The following is a 19826-nucleotide window of genomic DNA, read 5'->3' as shown; positions in this document are numbered from 1 at the left end:
CGATGGTCCCCGTTGAGCATGTCCCCGTTCCTACGGGGCGGCAATCGCCGAATTGCGCCGTCCCAGGGCGAGGAGCATGCCTTCGTGCCCCGGCCGCACCGAGTGGTGCAGATCGTGGATCTCCAGCTCCCCGGTGAACGACTCCAGGCTCAGTCGGACCGTTTCCTCGTTCACCCGGTAGGCCGGGTAGTCGTGGGCGCCGACGCGGTAGCCGACGGACTCCTTCATGAAGGCGGCGGCGAACGGCGCGCCCTGGTCGAGGGCGTTCATGAAGCAGCGCACGCCCCGGTGGAACTCCTCGGGCGCCTCGGACATGGAGTCGGCGACGAAGAACATGGTCCCCAGGGACCAGCGCCGGTCCCCGCCCTCCAGGTCGAACAGGTTGCCGCGCTCCACGCGGACGATCTCGCCGACCCGTGGCCTGGGCTCCACCGCGGCGTAGGCGGGAACCTTGCGCAGCTCGTCCCAGAAGGGGTCCCAGGCGATGTCGTACCCGGCCGGGGAGACCTGCTTCTCCAGGTATTCGACGTTCGGGCGGGCGTATTCCAGCAGGAGCAGCTTCTCGCACCAGGGGAGCATGGACAGGGCCGGGTACAGGTTGGCCCCGGCGCCGACGTCGATGCCGCGCGCGGAGCGCGGGGGGGCTCCCTCGAAGCAGCGGGTGAAGTAGTCGCGCATCAACCGGACGATCAGCAGGTCCACTTCGAGTGGCGTCCGGTAGTTGTTGTCGACGTACACCTCTGGATCGAACTTCGACCAAGGCGCGTCGGCGTTGCGATCCATAGTCGTCACCCTGCCACGTTCCATTCGATTTTGGACAAACCCCCACTACCGTTCACAGTAAGTGACCCGACCACTACGGAACAGTGGGGGAATACGCCATCCTCTTCCGCCCGGCGCACGTCGGGCGCATGGTCGCACACCCGAACTCGCCCTTGCATGCGGGAAGTTGGACGCTCACTCTAGCCAGAAGCAGACACTGGCCGCCACATGAGTCCTTCACTCGACCGTGTGCGGCCCGGATGCCCACGAGTTGACGCAGTCTGATCAGGGGGTTGCATGACCGCCGAACCGCTGGAACGTTCCCTCGACCACCACGACCAGCTCACCCGCCCCGGCCTGCCACCGGACGACCTGCCACTGGACCTGCGCACGGCACGGGAGTCCGACCTGCCGGAACTGCGGCGGCTGGACGAGGAGGTCTTCCAGGATTTCGCCTATCCCGGGTTCCTGCTGCGCCAGCTCTTCGACATGTACGAGGAGCACTTCCTCGTCCTCGACGACGGCACGGGCCGGCTGCGCGGCTACGTGCTGGCGGCCACCCGGACGCTCGGCACGGACAGCTGGATACTCGGGCTGTGCGTGACCCTGGACCGGCGCCGCCACGGGCTGGGCCGGGAGCTGATGAGGGAGGTGCTGAGCCGGTTGCGCCGGGACGGCATACAGGTGGTCCGCCTCACCGTGGAGCCCGCCAACCTCGCCGCCATCTTCCTCTACCGCTCCCTGGGCTTCCGCCCCGAGGAGCCCGACGGCGGCCTGCGTCCGGACTACTTCGGACCGGGCATGCACCGCCAGATCATGCGCCTGGATCTCGCGCCGGACCAGGGCCTGCCCTAGGAGCGCGTGCCCGCCGAATCCAGGAGGCGGGCGACGTCGTCGGAGCAGAGGGTCAGGGCCGCGCCGACGGTGGCCAGGGCGTCGCGCTCGGCGGGGGTGTAGGGGCCGTCGGCCAGGGCGATGCGGGCACCCTGGAGCAGGATCGACTCGCGGCCGACGGCGGCGAGGTGCGGTGCCAGCGGGTCGAGCGCCTCGTGCAGTTCTATCGCCAGGCCCGGCACGCAGGGTTCGCCGCGGACCCGGCCGGTGTCCGCCTCCAGTGCCTCGACCAGCGCGTTCAGCTGGTCCTCGGTGCAGTCCTCGAAGCCGGCCGCGCGCACCGCGACGGTCGCGGTCTCCAGCGAGGTGCGGGAGCAGGTGCCGCCCGCGGTGAGGACCGCCAGGGCGACGGTGTGCACGGCGTCGCGGAGCATCGCGGAGAAGCGCGTGGTGGTCGGGTGGTCGAGGACGTCGGTGCCGTAGTGGCGGCGGCAGGCCGCGCACTCGACGGTCGGCGCGGACTCGCCGCGGGGCAGGACGGGCACACCGAGCAGGGTGAAGCGGCGGCGGCCGGTGAGCCGCGCGTAGTTGCGGTCGCCGCCGCAGCCGGGGCAGAAGAACTCGCCGTCGCCGACGGGCGTCCACGCGGTGCGGGTGCCCAGGATGCGTGGCAGCCGGGCAGCTCGTCCGTTCGGTCCCCGTCCAGGCAGCACGTCGCACCTCCATAACGGCGCGACAGCATCGTCGCGCTGGCGTGATGTTAGCCACATCACCGACGTGGAGTCAGTACCCAGGACGAGACCTTCCGTGACCATCACAGATATATGGCCGGTATATGACGGGGTCCCGCCCACCGGTTTCCGGCGGGCGGGACCTCAAACCGCTGATTCGGCTGGTCAGCGAGTCGCGCGGTTGACGGCGGAGACGACGGCCTTCAGCGAGGCGCGCGTGGTGTTCGCGTCGATTCCGATGCCCCACAGCACCTTGTCGCCGATGGCGCACTCGATGTAGGAGGCGGCCTGCGCGGAGGCCCCCTCGCTCATCGTGTGCTCCTGGTAGTCCAGCAGCCGTACGTCGATGCCGACGCCCTGGAGCGCGTGGAAGAACGCCGAGATCGGGCCGTTGCCGGTGCCGACCAGGGTGGTCTCCGCACCGTCGACCGTGGCGTCGACGGTGAGGGTGTCGACGCCGTCGCGGTCGGTGGTGGTCTGCCCGTTGGCCACCTGGATGCGGCCCCAGGGGTTGTCCGGGTTGGGCAGGTACTCGTCCTGGAAGACGTCCCAGATCGCGGTCGGGGTGATCTCGCCGCCCTCGGCGTCGGTCTTGGCCTGGATGAGCTTCGAGAACTCGATCTGCATCCGGCGCGGCAGGTCCAGGCTGTGGTCGTTCTTCAGGACGTAGGCGATGCCGCCCTTGCCGGACTGCGAGTTGACGCGGATGACCGCCTCGTAGGAGCGGCCGACGTCCTTGGGGTCGATGGGCAGGTACGGCACGGCCCACTCGATGTCGTCGACGGTGACGCCCTTGGCCTTGGCGTCGGCCTCCATGGCGTCGAAGCCCTTCTTGATGGCGTCCTGGTGGGAGCCGGAGAAGGACGTGTAGACCAGGTCGCCCACGTACGGGTGGCGCGGGTGGACCTCCATCTGGTTGCAGTACTCCCACGTGCGACGGATCTCGTCGATGTCGGAGAAGTCGATCTGCGGGTCGACGCCCTGGGAGAACAGGTTCATGCCCAGGGTGACCAGGTCGACGTTGCCGGTGCGCTCGCCCTGCCCGAACAGGCAGCCCTCGACGCGGTCGGCGCCGGCCATCAGCGCCAGCTCGGCCGCCGCCACCGCCGTACCGCGGTCGTTGTGCGGGTGGACGGACAGGCAGACGTGCTCGCGGCGGGACAGGTTGCGGCCCATCCACTCGAAGCGGTCGGCGTGCGTGGACGGCGTCGAACGCTCCACCGTGGCGGGCAGGTTGAGGATGATCTCGCGGCCGGGGCCGGGCTGGTAGGTGTCCATCACCGCCTCGCAGACCTCCAGGGCGAAGTCCAGCTCGGTGTCGGTGAAGATCTCCGGGCTGTACTGGTAGCCGAACTCGGTCTCGGGGCCCAGCAGTTTCTCGGCGTACTCCATGACCAGGCGGGTGCCGTCGACCGCGATCTGCTTGATGTCGTCCCTCGAGGCGCGGAAGACGACCCGGCGGAAGACCGGGGCGGTCGCGTTGTACAGGTGGACGGTGGCCCGCTTGGCGCCCTTCAGGGACTCCACCGTGCGCTCGATCAGGTCCTCGCGGGCCTGGGTCAGTACGGAGATGGTGACGTCGTCCGGGATGGCGCCGGGCTCCTCGATGATGGAGCGCACGAAGTCGAAGTCGGTCTGGCCGGAGGCCGGGAAGCCGACCTCGATCTCCTTGTAGCCCATCTTGACCAGCAGGTCGAACATGGCGCGCTTGCGGACCGGCGACATGGGGTCGATCAGGGCCTGGTTGCCGTCGCGCAGGTCGGTCGAGAGCCAGCGGGGAGCGGTGGTGATCCGCTGGTCCGGCCAGGTGCGGTCGGCGATGCCGACCTGGTCGTAGCCGCGGTACTTGCCGGTCGGCATGGGGCTGGGCTGCTGGCGGTTGGCCATGATGGCGTGGGCTCCTCGTGATGTCCGCGGATCTCGGCGGTGTCCGCGTCGTCCGCGTGTCCGGAAGGACGGCCGACGGCACCACCAAGCTCCGCGGGGAGGGAGTCGGCCTCTACAGGCCCTCGCCGCGGCAGCTAAGGAGAAGCAGCCCGAATCGCATGATGCCCAGCACCTTAGCCGAGTCACGCGGGTCACGCGGGTCCGTATCAGTATGCGGGACCGAGGGGGCAAGCGGGACAAAAAGTGCCGTATACCACTCCCGGCCGGGCCGCGGGGACACCTTGGCGCCCCTGTGCATCAATCGTGGTTGCGGGTGGTGACAGTGCGGTCACGCAGTGCGAGAGTGCCGGACATGACGACATACGGGGGCTTCCGGCCCGTCTTCTGCACCATCGTCCCGCCCCACGTCCTCGACCGGCTCGCCCGGAACGCGGACCCGGTGCTGGCCGGGCCCGCCCGCCGCACCCTCCAGCGCGACGCCCTGGAGCGCACCCGCCGCGGCCTGACCACGGTCATCGGCGCGCCCTCGGTGGCCCCGCGCGCGGGTGCCGAGCCCGAGAAGCCGCAGCGCACGATCTACGACGCCCGGCACGGCACCGACCTGCCCGGCCGCGAGGTGCGCGGCGAGGGCGAGGAGCCCGGCCAGGACGCCACCGTCAACCGTGCCTACGCGGGTCTGGGCGCCACCTTCGAGCACTACCTCACGGTGTACCGGCGCAACTCCATCGACGGTCAGGGCCTGCCGCTGGACGCGACCGTGCACTACGACCGCGAGTACAACAACGCCTTCTGGAACGGCGAGCAGATGGTCTTCGGCGACGGGGACGGGGAGATCTTCCTCGACTTCACCATCGCCCTGGACGTGATCGGCCACGAGCTGACCCACGGCGTCACCCAGCACACCGCCAACCTGACCTACTACGGCCAGCCCGGCGCCCTGAACGAGTCGGTGTCGGACGTCTTCGGCTCCCTCATCAAGCAGTACTCGCTCGGCCAGACCGCCGCGGACGCCGACTGGCTGATCGGCGCCGGGCTGCTCACCCCGCGCGTCACGGGCGAGGCGCTGCGTTCCATGAAGGCGCCGGGCACGGCCTACGACGACGACGTGCTCGGCAAGGACCCGCAGCCCGCGACGATGGACGACTTCGTGCGCACCGGCCGCGACAACGGCGGTGTGCACATCAACTCCGGCATCCCCAATCACGCCTTCTACCTGCTCGCCACCGCGCTCGGCGGGCACGCCTGGGAGCGGGCCGGGCAGATCTGGTACGACGTGCTGACCGGCGGCGAGCTGGCCGAGGACGCGCTGTTCGCGGACTTCGCGGCGCTGACGCTGAAGGCCGCCCGGGAGCGCTACGGCGACGGGGACGAACTGGAGGCGGTCGGCAAGGCCTGGGAGCAGGTCGGGGTGCGGACGCCGTAGTTCCGTACTAGACACGGGTCCATGCGGATTCAGGTGAGGCGCACAGGAGGCTTCGCGGGCATCGAACGCCACGCGGAGGTCGAGACCGGGGGACGCCCCGACGCGGACGAGTGGCACGCCCTGGCCGAACGGGCGGTCGCCGACGGCCGGACCACCCCGCCGGTCGGGGTGCCGGACGGGTTCAGCTACCAGCTCACCGTGGACGGGAGGACCGTGTACGCCGCCGACCCGCGGCTGACGGAGGAGCAGCGCGCGCTGATCTCCCGGGTGCTGAAGGAGGGTGCGTAGGCCGGCCGAGTCGGTTGTCGCGCACGGGCGTTGACTTCCGTTACCGGGGGTACGGATGATCCGCGCATGGCGACTGACGCGATGCCGTCGAACCCGATGCCGTCCAACCCGATGCCGCGGTTCCCGGACGGCTTCCTGTGGGGCGTGTCCACGTCCGCGCACCAGATCGAGGGCGCGGCCGGGCTGCGGGCGCCGTCCGTGTGGGACGCCTTCACGGCCGAGCCCGGCCGGGTGAAGGACGGCTCGACGGCGGCGGTGGCCTGCGACCACTACCACCGCTACCGCGAGGACGTGGCCCTGCTCGCGGACCTCGGCGTGGACGCCTACCGCTTCTCGGTCTCCTGGCCCCGGGTGGACTCCCCCGGCGGCCTGGACTTCTACGACCGCCTGGTGGACGAGCTGTGCGCGGCGGGCGTGCGCCCGGTCCCGACGCTCTTCCACTGGGACCTGCCGGCGGGTCTGGACTGGCTGGAGCGGGACACGGCCGCCCGGTTCGCGCAGTACGTGTCGGTCGTCGCGGGGCGCCTCGGCGACCGGGTCGGCAAGTGGATCACCCTCAACGAGCCCGCCGAGCACACCCTCCTCGGCCACGCCCTGGGCATCCACGCCCCCGGCCGCGAGCTGCTGTTCGACGCCCTCCCGGCCGCCCACCACCAGCTCCTGGCGCACGGCCTGGCCGTACGGGCGCTGCGCGCGGCGGGCGCGACGGACGTCGGGATCGCCAACTCGCACGGCCCAACCTGGCCCGCCTCGGACGACCCGGCCGACCGGGAGGCGGCGGAGTTCTACGACCTCCTGCTGAACCGGATGTTCGCCGACCCGCTCCTGACCGGGCGGTACCCGGAGGGCATCGGCGAGCTCATGCCCGGTTCCGCCGAACGGGTCGCGGCCGACCTGGAGATCATCGCCGAGCCGCTGGACTGGTACGGCGTGAACTACTACGCGCCGACCCGGGTGGGCGCCCCGCGGGGCGCGGAGATCGAGTTCGGCGGGGTGACGCTCCCGGCCGAACTGCCCTTCTCGGTGCGCGAGATCGACGGCAGGCCGCTCACGGACTTCGGCTGGCCCGTGGTCCCGGAGGGGCTGACGGAGCTGCTCACCGGTTTCCGCGACCGCTACGGCGACCGGCTCCCACCGGTCGTGATCACCGAGAACGGCTGCTCCTACGAGGGCCTCGACGACCGGGACCGCATCACCTACCTCGACGGGCACGTGCGCGCCCTGCACCGGGCGATCGAGGCGGGTGTCGACGTGCGCGGTTACTTCGTGTGGTCGCTCCTGGACAATTTCGAGTGGGCCGAGGGGTACGCCCGCCGCTTCGGACTGGTCCACGTGGACTTCGAGACGCTCCGGCGCACGCCCAAGGCGTCGTACGGCTGGTTCCGGGATCTGCTCCGCGGGCAGCGGCGGGTACCGGTCGGATAAACCCCTCGGTGCTGTCGGCGGGGAGTCGTACGCTGGAGGCAGCAGACACACCCGTCACGCGGCGACGCCGCAGAGGAGGACGAGCAGGCCTAGAGCGCCGGCCCATGACTCAGACACCCTCAGCCCACACCCCCGCGCAGGGGCAGGCGAGCGCACGGATCAGCGTCCCCGCCCAGCACCCCATGGTGACCGTACTGGGCTCCGGAGACTCCCTCCTGCGCGTGATCGAGAAGGCCTTCCCGGCGGCCGACATCCATGTCCGGGGCAATGAGATCAGCGCCGTCGGCGACACCCATGAGGTCGCCCTCGTACAGCGCGTGTTCGACGAGATGATGCTGGTGCTGCGCACCGGACAGCCGATGACGGAGGACGCAGTGGAACGCTCGATCGCCATGCTCAAGGCGAGCGAGAACGGGGAGAGCGACGGCCAGGAGACCCCGGCCGAGGTGCTCACGCAGAACATCCTGTCCTCGCGCGGCCGCACGATCCGCCCCAAGACGCTCAACCAGAAGCGGTACGTCGACGCGATCGACAAGCACACCATCGTCTTCGGCATCGGCCCCGCGGGCACCGGCAAGACCTACCTGGCGATGGCCAAGGCGGTGCAGGCCCTCCAGTCCAAGCAGGTCAACCGCATCATCCTGACCCGCCCGGCGGTCGAGGCCGGTGAGCGGCTCGGCTTCCTGCCGGGCACGCTCTACGAGAAGATCGACCCGTATCTGCGCCCGCTGTACGACGCGCTGCACGACATGCTCGACCCCGACTCGATCCCGCGGCTGATGGCGGCGGGCACGATCGAGGTCGCGCCGCTGGCGTACATGCGCGGCCGCACGCTGAACGACGCCTTCATCATCCTGGACGAGGCCCAGAACACCAGCCCCGAGCAGATGAAGATGTTCCTCACCCGGCTCGGCTTCGAGTCGAAGATCGTGATCACGGGTGACGTGACCCAGGTCGACCTGCCGGGCGGCACGAAGTCGGGTCTGCGGCAGGTGCAGGAGATCCTGGAGGGCGTCGAGGACGTCCACTTCTCCCGGCTCACGTCGCACGACGTCGTCCGGCACAAGCTGGTGGGCCGTATCGTCGACGCCTACGAGCAGTACGACAGCAGGAACGGCACCGAGAACGGCGGCCACAACGGCGGCCGGACACCGAGACACGGTGCCAAGGCCAAGGGGAAGTAGACCAGCACGACCATGTCGATCGACGTCAACAACGAGTCCGGAACCGAGGTCGACGAGCAGGCGATCCTCGACATCGCCCGCTATGCGCTCGCGCGGATGCGCATCCACCCGCTCTCCGAGCTCTCGGTGATCGTCGTGGACGCCGGCGCCATGGAGCAGCTGCACATCCAGTGGATGGACCTGCCGGGGCCCACCGACGTGATGTCCTTCCCGATGGACGAGCTGCGTCCGCCGTCCAAGGACGAGGAGGAGGCTCCGCAGGGGCTGCTCGGCGACATCGTGCTCTGCCCGGAGGTGGCCGCCAAGCAGGGCGCCGAGGCGCCGACGGAGCACTCCATGGACGAGGAGCTCCAGCTCCTGACCGTCCACGGGGTGCTGCACCTGCTCGGGTACGACCACGAGGAGCCGGACGAGAAGGCCGAGATGTTCGGTCTTCAGGCCGCGATCGTGGACGGCTGGCGTGCGGAGCGGGGCCTGACCGGCCCCTCCCCGGCCCCGACGGTCTCATGAGCCTCCCGCTCGTCGCCGGTGCCGTCGCCCTGGTGGTGGTCGCCTGGCTGGCCGCGTGCGCGGAGGCGGGGCTCGCCAGGGTCTCCAGCTTCCGCGCCGAGGAGGCGGTGCGGTCCGGGCGCCGGGGCGGCGAGAAGCTCGCCCAGGTCGCCGCGGACCCGACGCGCTACCTCAACGTGGCGCTGCTGGTCCGCGTCGCCTGCGAGATGGCGGCCGCCGCGCTGGTCACGTACGCCTGCCTGCGGGAGTTCGCGCACACCACCGAGGCCCTGCTCATCGCGATCGCGGTGATGGTGCTCGTCTCCTACGTCGCCGTCGGGGTGTCCCCGCGCACCATCGGGCGCCAGCACCCGCTGAACACGGCGACCGCGGCGGCGTACGTGCTGCTGCCGCTGGCCCGGATCATGGGCCCGATCCCCTCGCTGCTCATCCTCATCGGCAACGCGCTCACGCCCGGCAAGGGCTTCCGCCGCGGCCCCTTCGCCTCGGAGGCGGAGCTGCGGGCGCTGGTGGACTACGCCGAGAAGGAGTCCCTGATCGAGGCCGAGGAGCGCCGCATGGTGCACTCGGTGTTCGAGCTGGGCGACACCCTCGTGCGGGAGGTCATGGTGCCGCGCACCGACCTCGTCGTCATCGAGCGCTACAAGACCATCCGGCAGGCCCTCACCCTCGCCCTGCGCTCCGGTTTCTCCCGGATACCGGTGACCGGCGACAGCGAGGACGACGTCGTCGGCATCGTCTACCTGAAGGACCTGGTCCGCAGGACGCACATCAGCCGGGACGCGGAGAGCGACCTGGTCTCCACCGCGATGCGCCCGGCGTCCTTCGTGCCGGACACCAAGAACGCCGGTGACCTGCTGCGCGAGATGCAGAAGGAACGCAACCACGTCGCCGTCGTCATCGACGAGTACGGCGGCACGGCCGGCATCGTCACCATCGAGGACATCCTGGAGGAGATCGTCGGCGAGATCACCGACGAGTACGACCGGGAGCTGCCGCCGGTGGAGGTGCTGGGCGGGGACCGCTTCCGGGTCACCGCGCGCCTGGACATCGGCGACCTGGGCGAGCTGTACGGCCTGGACGAGTACGACGACGAGGACGTGGAGACGGTGGGCGGTCTGCTCGCCAAGGCGCTGGGCCGGGTCCCGATCGCCGGGGCCTCGTCGATCGTCGAGCTGCCCGACGGCCGGGAGCTGCGGCTGACGGCGGAGGCCGCGGCCGGCCGCCGGAACAAGATCGTGACGGTGCTGGTGGAGCCGGTGACCGCGGCGAAGCCGGCCGAGGAGGCGGTGCCGGAATGACCCCCGGGGAGCTGCGCGACTTCTGCCTGTCCTTCAACGCGGCGGTGGAGGACTTCCCCTTCAGTCCGGAGATCTCGGTCTTCAAGGTGCTGGGGAAGATGTTCGCGCTCACCTCCCTGGACGGGCGGCCGCTCACGGTCAACCTCAAGTGCGATCCGGACGACGCGCTCCGGCTGCGCGCCGACCACCCGGGGCTGATCGTTCCCGGGTGGCACATGAACAAGCGGCACTGGAACACGGTGACGGTGGGCGCCGGGCCGGACGCGGCACGGCTCCCGGACCGTGTCGTCCGGGAGCTCGTGGAGGACTCGTACGACCTCGTCGTCGCGGGACTGCCGCGTGCCGAACGGCTCCGTCTCGACCGCCCCTGAGGGCCGGCGCGGGGCGATGTACCCGGTGGCGGGGTGAGCGGTCCGGCACCCGGCGGGGCTCCGTATGCTCACCCCATGACCACCGAGACTCCCGGCCTCGACCCCGAGGACCGCAAGATCGTCACCCTCGCCCGCTCGGCCCGCGCCCGCAACGGCGTGCCCGAGGGCGCGGCCGTACGCGACGAGACCGGCCGCACGTACGTCGCCGGGACCGTCGACCTGGACTCCCTCAAGCTCAGCGCCCTGCGTACGGCGGTGGCGATGGCGGTGGCGTCCGGCGCGAAGTCGCTGGAGGCGGCGGCCGTGGTGACGGAGGCTGAGTCGGCGTCGGAGGAGGACCGGGCGGCGGTACGGGACCTGGGCGGGGCGGGGACGCCGGTCCTGGTGGCCGCGCCGGACGGCACGGTCCGCGCCACGGTGAGCGCGGGCTGACCGCCGCGGGCCCGGCGGACGACCACGGTGGTGCGGCGGGGCTCCGGGGATCAGGGACAATGGGCGCCATGAGCGTTCGTACCCAGTCATCCGAAGAACCGGCCGAGGCTGTTCACCGGGCCGGCTTCGCCTGCTTCGTGGGCCGTCCCAACGCGGGCAAGTCCACCCTCACGAACGCTCTGGTCGGGAAGAAGGTGGCGATCACCTCGAACCGCCCGCAGACCACCCGGCACACGGTGCGGGGCATCGTGCACCGCGAGGACGCGCAGCTGATCCTGGTGGACACCCCGGGGCTGCACAAGCCGCGCACGCTGCTGGGCGAGCGGCTGAACGACGTGGTGCGCACCACGTGGGCCGAGGTGGACGTGATCGGCTTCTGCCTGCCGGCGAACGAGAAGCTGGGTCCCGGTGACCGCTTCATCGCCAAGGAGCTGGCGGGGATCCGGAAGGCCCCGAAGGTCGCGATCGTCACCAAGACCGACCTGGTGGACTCCAAGACGCTGGCCGAGCAGCTGATCGCGGTCGACCAGCTGGGCAAGGAGCTGGGGTTCACCTGGGCGGAGATCGTCCCGGTGTCCGCCACGGCGAACCAGCAGGTGGACCTGCTCGCCGACCTCCTCACCCCGCTGCTGCCCGAGGGCCCGGCGCTCTACCCCGAGGGCGACCTGACGGACGAACCGGAGCAGGTCATGGTCGCCGAGCTGATCCGGGAGGCCGCGCTGGAGGGCGTGAGGGACGAGCTGCCGCACTCCATCGCGGTGGTCGTCGAGGAGATGCTCCCGCGCGAGGACCGCCCCGCGGACAAGCCGCTCCTGGACATCCACGCCAACGTCTACATCGAGCGCCCCAGCCAGAAGGGCATCATCATCGGCCCCAAGGGCAAGCGCCTGAAGGACGTCGGCATCAAGTCCCGCAAGCAGATCGAGGCGCTCCTCGGTACCCCGGTCTTCCTCGACCTGCACGTCAAGGTCGCCAAGGACTGGCAGCGCGACCCGAAGCAGCTGCGGCGCCTCGGGTTCTGAGCCGCCCCGGCGGCTCCCGCCGTCAGGGCGTCGGAGGGCGGAAGCCGACGGTGGGGACCGCGCGGCGCAGCGGCCACGGGGCCACCAGGTCGTCCGGGACCAGGCCGGCCAGGAACGCGTAGCGGCTGAGGGCGGCCGGGTCCTGGTCCTCCAGCGACTGGACCTTGCGCCACCAGGTCGCGATCTCGCCCCAGCCGGGCGCCGACAGCGAGCCGCCGAACTCCTGGACGGAGAGGGCGGCGGTCAGTCCGGCGAAGGCCAGGCGGTCGGCGAGCGGCCAGCCGGCCAGGGTGCCGGTGACGAAGCCGGCCACGAACACGTCCCCGGCGCCGGTCGGGTCCAGGGCCTCGACCTCGATGGCCGGGACCTCGGCGCTCTCCCCCGTGCGCCGGTCCACCGCGTAGGCGCCGTCCGCGCCGAGGGTGACCACGGCGAGCGGCACGTGCTCGGTCAGGGCGTGCGCGGCGGCGCGGGGGCAGGTGGCGCCGGTGTAGCGCATGGCCTCCTCCGCGTTGGGCAGGAAGGCCTCGCAGTGCGCCAGGTCGGGCAGCGCGGCCAGGTCCCAGGCGCCGGTGTCGTCCCAGCCGACGTCGGCGAAGACCCGGGTGCCGCGGGCGGCGGCCCGGGCGATCCACGGGGCTGCGGCCCCGGGCGCGAGGGAGGCGACGGCGGCGCGGGCGCCGGGCGGGCAGTCGGGGGACGGTTCCTCGGGCGGCGGCTCGTGGCCGTGGGAGACCATCGTGCGCTCCCCCTCGTACGCCATGGAGACCGTCACCGGCGAGTGCCAGCCGGGCACGGTGCGCGAGGGGGCCAGGTCGATGCCCTCGCCCCGGGACAGGGCGTCCCAGCAGTAGTCGCCGTAGTGGTCGTCGCCGAACGCGGCGGCCAGCGAGGTGCGCAGGCCGAGGCGGGCCAGCGCGGTCGCCATGTTGGCGATGCCGCCCGGGCTGGAACCCATCCCCCTTGCCCAGGACTCGGTCCCGCGCACCGGGGCGGAGTCGAGCCCGGTGAAGATCACGTCGAGGAAGACCGTACCGGTCAGATACACGTCCCAGGGCGGGTCCTGGGGGGTGCGCAGGGCGGCCAGGGGATCGACCTGGGGGTGGCGGTGCGATCCCTCGGGCGGGACGTGGCGGTGCGTTCGCTCGTCGGCCGGCATGACCGGAACGTCGGTCGCGTCGGGCACGTCGGTGGACACGGTGGACGCTGTCACGGTGCGCTCCCTGGCATGGTGCGGACCCCGCCAGTGTGCACCACGCCACCGACAGTGCGGTGGCGCCGGCCGCGTGGCGCCGGCCGCGTGGCGTCGGACCGTCACCGGCCCGGTGCCGCCGCGTGGCGTCCGGCCCTCGCCGGTCCCCGTGCTGCCGCGTGGCGTCCGGCCCTCGCCGGTCCCCGTGCCGCCGCGTGGCGTCCGGCCCTCGCCGGTCCCCGGTGCCGCCGCCCGACGTCGGACTGTCGCCGGTCCCGGGTGCCGCCGCGTGGGGTCAGGCCGTGGCAGGGCCCGAGTGCGCGGTCCGGGCGGCGCCCGGGGTGGTCTCCGGCGCGGGGGACGCAGCCGCCCTGGCCGGCCGGGCGCGGACCCGGTCGTTGCGTCCGCCGCCGCGCACCAGCAGCACGCTCAGCGCGGCCAGGAAGCCGACGACGGTCAGCCCGACCAGGCCGCCCTTGGTCGAGCCGGTCGTGTCCTCGATGATGCCGAAGGCGGTGGGGGCGACGAACCCGCCGAGGTTGCCGATGGAGTTGATCAGCGCGATGCCGGGGGCCGCGGCGCGGGCGTCGAGATAGCTCTGCGGGATGGTCCAGAAGACCGGGGAGGCCGGTTTGAAACCCATCGCGGCCAGGCACAGCGCGCCGAGCCCGACCCAGGGCGAGACGAACACGGCCAGCAGGGTGCCGCAGCCGCCGAGCAGGAGCAGGACCACCAGCACGGGCCGGCGCTTGCCGATGCGGTCGGAGACCCGGCCGCTGACGAACAGGGCGGCCAGCGCGCACAGCCACGGCACGGCGGTCAGCAGCCCCACCTGGAAGTCGCTCACCCCGCCGATGTCGTCCACGATCGACGGCAGCCAGAAGGTCACCGCGTACAGGGCGACGTTGATGGCGAAGTAGATCCACAGGAAGAGCAGCATCTGGGGGTCGGCGAGCAGCTTCCAGCGGGAGACCCTGGCCGCCTTTCCGCCGCGCCGCGCGTCCCGTGCGTCCTGCTCGGCGTCGATGGCCGCGACGAGGCCGGACTTCTCCTCGTCGGTCAGCCACGTCGCCTGCTCGACGCCCGAGTCGAGGAAGCGGTAGACGACGAAGCCGAGGACGACGGAGAAGACACCCTCGATGAAGAACATCCACTGCCAGCCCGCGTGGCCCCAGATCCCGTGCATCTCCATCAGCGCGCCGGAGACGGGCCCGACGATGACGGTGGCGGTGCCGGAACCCATCAGGAAGATCGAGGTGGCCCGGCCCCGGTGGGAGTCGGGGAGCCAGCGGCTGAAGTAGTAGATGACGGCCGGGAAGAAGCCCGCCTCGGCGACGCCGAGCAGGAAGCGCAGGGCGTAGAACATCTCCACGCTGTCGACGAAGGCCATCGCGGTGGCGACGACACCCCAGCTGATCATGATGCGGGTGAGCCACACCTTGGGCCCGAACCGCTCCATCAGCATGTTGGAGGGGACTTCGAAGATGGCGTACGCGATGAAGAAGATGCCGGCGCCGAGGCCGAACGCGGCGGCCGACAGGCCGACGTCGGCGCGGAGTTCGTCCTGGGCGAAGCCCAGGTTGACGCGGTCCATGTAGTTCGCCACGAACATGACGAAGAAGAGGGGGACCACGCGGCGGAAGATCTTGCGGACGGCGGACTGTACGGCGGGGGAATGCACCTCGGGGACTTCAGCGGACACGAGCGGCTCCGGTCGTGGCAGGGAGGGGGGAGGGGAACGGCTTCACCAACGCGGAACGGACGGGGTGACCCACTCCGGGTCGGCGACCCGCATCGCCGCCGCGTCGTCGCGGTCGCGGAGCGTGCCGTCGTCGTCGAGCCAGCGCCGGTGCAGGAACGCCAGGCGCTCGCGGTCGAGTTCGACGCCGAGGCCGGGGGCGTCGGAGACGGCGACCTTGCCGCCGTCGAAGGTGAGCCGTTCGGTGAGCACGTCCTCGGACTGCCAGGGGTAGTGGGAGTCGCAGGCGTGGTGGAGGTCGGGCACGGTGGCCGCGACGTGGGTCATGGCGGCGAGGCTGATGCCCAGGTGGGTGTTGGAGTGCATGGAGACGCCGACGCCGAAGGTGCGGCAGACGGCGGCCAGTTGCTGGGTGTTGCGCAGTCCGCCCCAGTAGTGGTGGTCGGAGAGCACGACCTGTACGGCGCCCTTGGTGAACGCCTCCTGGATCTCGGCGAACGTGGTCACGCACATGTTGGTCGCGAGCGGCACGCCGGTTCGCGCGGCGACCTCGGCCATCGCCGGGGTGCCGAGCGCGGGGTCCTCCAGGTACTCCAGGACGTCCCCGAGTTCCGCCGCGACCTTCAGGGAGGTCTCCACCGACCAGGCGCCGTTGGGGTCCAGGCGCAGGGGGTGCCCGGGGAACGCCTCGGCGAGGGCCTTGACCGCGGCGATCTCCTCGTCCGGGGGGAAGACGCCGCCCTTGAGCTTGAAGGAGGTGAAGCCGTACCGCTCGGTGAAGGCGCGGGCCTGGGCGACGACGCCGGCCGGGTCGACGGCGGCGCCCCAGTCGTCCTTCTCGCTCGCCACGCCCTCGGGGTGGTCGGACCACTTGTAGAAGAGGTAGGCGCTGTACTCGACGGCGTCGCGGACCTTGCCGCCGAGCAGCGCGTGCACGGGCAGCCCGAGCGCCTTGCCGAGGGCGTCGAGGCAGGCGACCTCAAAGCCGGAGACGACGGACAGGCGCAGCTTGTCGGCGGTCTGGACGCCGCGCAGCCCGCCGACGTCGACCTGTCCGGAGACCCGGGAGGAGTCGACGGCGACCTCGTCGGCGAGGGTGAACAGGCCGTTCAGGTCGGATACCTGACGGCCCACCAGCTTGTCGGCGAACGGACGGGCCAGCTCGAGGTACTTGGCGTCGCCGTAGGTCTCGCCGACGCCGGTGACGCCGTCGGCGGTCTCCACCTCGACGATCAGGCGGGGGGTGTAGGGCTGGTGCACGCCCTGGGTGTTGAGCAGGGGCGGGTCGGCGACCAGGATCGGCGTCAGGCGGACGGCCGTGATGGTGAGGTCGCGGGTCACAGGGCGGCTCCTACGAGGTCGAGTCCGGTGGTGAGCAGGGTCTTGAGGGCGGCGAGGTCGCCGGGCGACGGGTCGGTGAGGGGAGCGCGGACGGGGCCGACGGGGCAGCCGCGCAGCCGGGCCGCCGCCTTCACCAGGGACACGGCGTAGCCGGGGACGCGGTCGCGCAGTTCGACGAGCGGGACGTAGAAGTCGCGCAGCAGCTTGTCGACCGTGCCGGTGTCGCCGCCGCGCAGGGCGGCGAGGAAGGCGTTCGCGATCTCGGGCGCGAAGGCGTGCACGGCGGAGGAGTAGGCCGGGACGCCGACGGCGGCGTAGGCGCGGGCCTGGACCTCGGCGGTGGCGGCGCCGTTGAAGAACAGGAAGTCGTCGGGCGCGGCGAGGACCGTGCGCTGGAGGCGGTCGAGGTCGCTGTGGCCGTCCTTGAGGCCGATCACGCCGGGGACGCGGGCGAGGCGCCGGACGGACTCGGCGGTGTAGGCGACCTGGCCGCGCTGGTAGGCGATGAGCGGGAGCCGGGTGCCCGCGGCGATCCGCTCCACCTGGGCGACCAGTCCGTCCTGCGGGGCGGCGGTGAGGTAGTGCGGCATGACGAGGAGGGCGTCGGCCCCGGCCTCCTCGGCGACGCGGGCGAACCGCAGGGCCTGCGCCCAGCCGTAGCCGGTTCCGGCGACGACCGGCACGCTCCCGGCCGTCTCCTCGACGGCGATGGCGACCGCCTGCCGGTACTCGTCCTCGTCCAGGGAGAAGAACTCGCCGGTGCCGCAGGCGGGGAAGAGGGCTCCGGGACCGGCGGCGAGCCGTTCGGCGACGTAGGCCCGGTATCCGTCGGCGTCGAAGGAGCCGTCCTCGTGGAAGCTGGTCAGCGGGAAGGACAGCACGCTCGCCGTCATGCCTTCGCGCAGCCGCCGGACGACGGCCGCCCGACCGGTGTCGGGGTCGGGGCCGGGGTCGGGGCCGGGGCCCGCACTCGTCATCTCCATCAACTCTCACTGTCTCCGTATGTAGATGGCGTCTACGTATGGAGATGGAGATTAGAGAGGTGACCGTCGGGCGTCAATGGGTCGTGGGCATCCGTTTACGATCGGCCCATGTCGGAGAGTGGGGACGCGACGCCGGGCGGCGTCCGCGAGGTGAAGTCCGCGGCGCGCACGGTGGAGCTGCTGGAGGTGCTGGCCGCCCGCGGGGACCGCCCGGCCCGGCTCCAGGAGCTGGCGGACGGGCTGGGTGTGCCGCGCAGTTCGATGTACGCGCTGCTGCAAACCCTGATCTCGCGCGGCTGGGTCCGCACCGACGTCACCGGCTCGCTCTACGGCATCGGCATCCACGCCCTGCTCACCGGCACCAGCTATCTGGACTCCGACCCCCGGGTGCGGGCGGTGCGGCCGTATCTCGACGAGGCGTCCGAGGCGCTGGGCGAGACCATCCACCTGGGGCGGCTGGACGGGCACGACGTGGCGTACCTGGCCACCCGGGAGTCGCACGAGTACCTGCGCACGATCAGCCGGGTGGGACGCCGGCTGCCCGCCCACGTGGGCGCCCTCGGCAAGGCGCTGCTGGCGGAGCGGCCGGACGCGGACCTGCCCGAGGGGCCGTACGAAGTGTTCACCCCGAACACGCACACCAGCAGGGAGGCCCTGGCGGCCGATCTCGCCCGGACCAGGGAGCGCGGGTACTCCGTCGACCGCGAGGAGGGCGTGGCCGGCATCGTCGGTTTCGGCTTCGCGCTGCGCTACGACGTCCCGGCGCTGGACGCGGTCAGCTGCTCGGTGCCGGTGGCCCGGCTGACGCCGGATCACGAGGCGCGGATCGTGGCGGTGATGCGGGAGACCAGGGCCAAACTGGAGGCGACGGTTCCGTCCGGAGGCGGCTCGGTCCACTGGCGATAGCGCCCGCTGCTACCCAGCTTCCAAACCCCCAAACAGGTATGTGACCTAGATCACACCGACTCGCCTGTTTCGGGGCTCCTTCCGCTTGATACAAATTGCCCGCGCGCCCCTCTCGGTCGACGGTCGTCGCTCCCTCCCTTCCCACCGTCCTTTCGCATGCCCTGGGAACGCCCGTGTTCGCCCCCCGCACCACCCCCTGGCCCCTCGTCGCCCTTTTCACGGCCGGGTACCTGCCTCCGTACCTGCTGCCCACCACCGTCGGCAGACTCGACACCAGTCTTCCGCTGTCCACCACGCAGGCGGGCGCCGTCGGCAGCGCGCTGCTGCTGAGTTCGGCGACCGCGGGCTTCCTGCTGGCCTCCCGGGTGCAGCGCCTCGGCGCCCGGACACTGGCCCGGCTCGGCCTCGCGCTCGCCGTCCTCGGCTACGGCGCCGCCGCACTCACCACCGCCGTCCCGGCCGTCGTCGTCGGCGCGGTCGTGGGCGGCTTCGGATCGGGCACGGCCATGACGGTCGCCGCCACCCGGATCGCCGCCGAGAAGGACCCCCACCGCGCCTCCACGGCGGGCCTGCTGAGCGTGTCCGCGCTGGCCGGCGCGGTGTACCTGACGGTGCCGCACCTCGGCCGGGCGCACGGGCTGCCGCTGGCCGCGATCGCCCTGACGGCGCTGGCGGTGTGGCCGCTGACCGGCCGCCTGCCGGGCGCGGCGGCCGACACCCCGGCCGCACCCGGCACCGTCACCGCCCCGCTCCCCCACCGCCGTTCGGGACTGGTCCTGGCCGTCACGGTGCTGTGCTGGTCCCTGGCCCAGAACTCCCTGTGGGGCGTCAGCGGCCGGATCGGGCTGACGCAGGCCGGGCTGGGCGACGCCGCCCTCGGGGTCGTGTTCGCCGTCGCGCTGGGCGCGGGCCTGGTGGGCGTGCTGGTGGCGGGTGCGCTCGGGCCGCGGCTGGGCCGGGCGATGCCCGTCGGCGCCGGCACGGTGCTCATCGCGGGCTGCATCGCGGTGAGCGCGTCGGCGACGACCCCGACGGCCTTCGCGACCGGCGAGATCGCCTGGAACACCGTCTACCCGGTCGTGCTGTCGTACCTGATCGGCCTCGCCGCCTCGCTCGACGCACGCGGCCGGTGGGCGGTGCTCGTCGGCTCGGCGTCCTCGCTGGGCACCGCGGCCGGGCCGCTGGCCGGCAGCGTCCTGTCCGCGCAGGCCGGTTACGCGGGCATGGGGATGATCCTGGCCGCCGGGCTGCTGCTGGTCGCCGCACCGCTGACCGCGGTCGCGCTGCACACCGCGGGCCGCCCGCTGCTGCCCGGTGCGATCCGCCGCCGCGGCGGCACCCCGGCCGCGCTGGTCGCCGCCGCTACGGGCACGCCGAGCGGTGCGGTGCCCGAGGTCGGTGCCGTGGAGCAGCCGGTCGTGGAGATCGACGTGGAGGCCCCGGCGGTGGCCGTCCAGGGCGCCTACGACACGGCGGGACCCCGGCAGGCGGTGGCCGCGCCGGGGTCCGGGACGGGCTGAGCCCTACGCGGCGCA

19 protein-coding genes are annotated in these 19826 nt (G+C 72.0%); 12 read left to right on the top strand and 7 right to left on the bottom strand.

The genetic code is table 11. The features are described from left to right. Nucleotides 1-30: 30 nt before the first annotated feature. Nucleotides 31-807 carry an SCO2525 family SAM-dependent methyltransferase gene (locus B9W62_RS26080; RefSeq protein WP_087809436.1) on the bottom strand — a complete coding sequence of 259 codons (777 nt, stop codon included), beginning with the start codon at nt 805-807 and terminating at the stop codon, nt 31-33. Nucleotides 808-1059: 252 nt separating this feature from the next. Between B9W62_RS26080 and B9W62_RS26075 the strand changes: the two genes are divergently transcribed. Beyond that, nucleotides 1060-1617, top strand: coding sequence for a GNAT family N-acetyltransferase (locus B9W62_RS26075; protein WP_087809435.1), 558 nt, complete (start codon nt 1060-1062; stop codon nt 1615-1617). Here the strand turns inward: B9W62_RS26075 and B9W62_RS26070 are convergent. Together B9W62_RS26070 and leuA are read right to left on the bottom strand one after the other, a co-directional pair. Continuing rightward, on the bottom strand, nt 1614-2309 hold the full coding sequence (locus B9W62_RS26070) for a TerB family tellurite resistance protein (RefSeq protein WP_087809434.1): 696 nt from the start codon (nt 2307-2309) through the stop codon (nt 1614-1616). The genes B9W62_RS26075 and B9W62_RS26070 overlap by 4 nt on opposite strands. A 183-nt stretch (nt 2310-2492) precedes the next feature. Then, complete coding sequence (leuA, locus tag B9W62_RS26065) at nt 2493-4214, bottom strand: 2-isopropylmalate synthase (protein WP_087809433.1); 1722 nt, start codon at nt 4212-4214, stop codon at nt 2493-2495. A 352-nt stretch (nt 4215-4566) separates the two neighbouring features. Between leuA and B9W62_RS26055 the strand changes: the two genes are divergently transcribed. From B9W62_RS26055 to era, 9 genes are all read left to right on the top strand, one after another. Next, nucleotides 4567-5637 (top strand): M4 family metallopeptidase, encoded by a 1071-nt coding sequence (locus B9W62_RS26055; RefSeq protein ID WP_087809432.1) that lies wholly within the window; start codon nt 4567-4569, stop codon nt 5635-5637. Nucleotides 5638-5658: 21 nt separating this feature from the next. Then, nucleotides 5659-5925, top strand: a complete 267-nt coding sequence (locus B9W62_RS26050; RefSeq protein ID WP_087809431.1) for a protealysin inhibitor emfourin — start codon at nt 5659-5661, stop codon at nt 5923-5925. 66 nt (nt 5926-5991) lie between these two features. Then, the gene (locus tag B9W62_RS26045) at nt 5992-7350 is read left to right on the top strand and encodes a GH1 family beta-glucosidase (RefSeq protein ID WP_087809430.1); all 1359 of its coding nucleotides are present in this window, start codon (nt 5992-5994) and stop codon (nt 7348-7350) included. Between the two features lie 104 nt (nt 7351-7454). Further along, complete coding sequence (locus B9W62_RS26040) at nt 7455-8534, top strand: PhoH family protein (RefSeq protein WP_087809429.1); 1080 nt, start codon at nt 7455-7457, stop codon at nt 8532-8534. A gap of 12 nt (nt 8535-8546) precedes the next feature. Then, on the top strand, nt 8547-9044 hold the full coding sequence (gene ybeY, locus B9W62_RS26035; protein WP_087809428.1) for an rRNA maturation RNase YbeY: 498 nt from the start codon (nt 8547-8549) through the stop codon (nt 9042-9044). Next, complete coding sequence (locus tag B9W62_RS26030) at nt 9041-10345, top strand: hemolysin family protein (RefSeq protein ID WP_087809427.1); 1305 nt, start codon at nt 9041-9043, stop codon at nt 10343-10345. The genes ybeY and B9W62_RS26030 overlap by 4 nt, the downstream gene beginning before the upstream one ends. Further along, nucleotides 10342-10716, top strand: coding sequence for an MmcQ/YjbR family DNA-binding protein (locus B9W62_RS26025; protein WP_087809426.1), 375 nt, complete (start codon nt 10342-10344; stop codon nt 10714-10716). Before B9W62_RS26030 ends, B9W62_RS26025 begins: the two co-directional genes overlap by 4 nt. Before the next feature lie 75 nt (nt 10717-10791). Continuing rightward, nucleotides 10792-11148 carry a cytidine/deoxycytidylate deaminase family protein gene (locus tag B9W62_RS26020; protein ID WP_087809425.1) on the top strand — a complete coding sequence of 119 codons (357 nt, stop codon included), beginning with the start codon at nt 10792-10794 and terminating at the stop codon, nt 11146-11148. A gap of 68 nt (nt 11149-11216) precedes the next feature. Continuing rightward, nucleotides 11217-12170 carry a GTPase Era gene (gene era, locus B9W62_RS26015; RefSeq protein WP_179235673.1) on the top strand — a complete coding sequence of 318 codons (954 nt, stop codon included), beginning with the start codon at nt 11217-11219 and terminating at the stop codon, nt 12168-12170. Between the two features lie 22 nt (nt 12171-12192). Here the strand turns inward: era and B9W62_RS26010 are convergent, their stop codons facing one another. The 4 genes from B9W62_RS26010 to B9W62_RS25995 form a co-directional block, all read right to left on the bottom strand. Next, a complete protein-coding gene (locus B9W62_RS26010; RefSeq protein ID WP_256976792.1) occupies nt 12193-13329 on the bottom strand; it encodes a carbohydrate kinase family protein in 1137 nt (378 codons plus the stop codon). Between the two features lie 328 nt (nt 13330-13657). After that, a complete protein-coding gene (locus tag B9W62_RS26005) occupies nt 13658-15043 on the bottom strand; it encodes an MFS transporter (protein ID WP_087812107.1) in 1386 nt (461 codons plus the stop codon). A 63-nt stretch (nt 15044-15106) separates the two neighbouring features. Then, entirely contained in the window at nt 15107-16402 is a 1296-nt protein-coding gene (locus tag B9W62_RS26000; RefSeq protein ID WP_087809422.1) for a glucarate dehydratase family protein, read from the bottom strand. Beyond that, nucleotides 16399-17379, bottom strand: a complete 981-nt coding sequence (locus B9W62_RS25995) for a 5-dehydro-4-deoxyglucarate dehydratase (RefSeq protein ID WP_087812106.1) — start codon at nt 17377-17379, stop codon at nt 16399-16401. Before B9W62_RS25995 ends, B9W62_RS26000 begins: the two co-directional genes overlap by 4 nt. Nucleotides 17380-17493: 114 nt before the next feature. Between B9W62_RS25995 and B9W62_RS25990 the strand changes: the two genes are divergently transcribed. Further along, nucleotides 17494-18291, top strand: coding sequence for an IclR family transcriptional regulator (locus B9W62_RS25990; protein WP_087809421.1), 798 nt, complete (start codon nt 17494-17496; stop codon nt 18289-18291). Nucleotides 18292-18464: 173 nt separating this feature from the next. Beyond that, nucleotides 18465-19811, top strand: a complete 1347-nt coding sequence (locus tag B9W62_RS25985) for an MFS transporter (protein ID WP_087809420.1) — start codon at nt 18465-18467, stop codon at nt 19809-19811. Nucleotides 19812-19826: the final 15 nt, after the last annotated feature.

The sequence above is a fragment of the Streptomyces sp. CS113 genome (assembly GCF_002188365.1).
Taxonomy (GTDB): Bacteria; Actinomycetota; Actinomycetes; order Streptomycetales; family Streptomycetaceae; genus Streptomyces; species Streptomyces tendae.
This window is presented reverse-complemented; position numbering and strand designations above follow the sequence as displayed.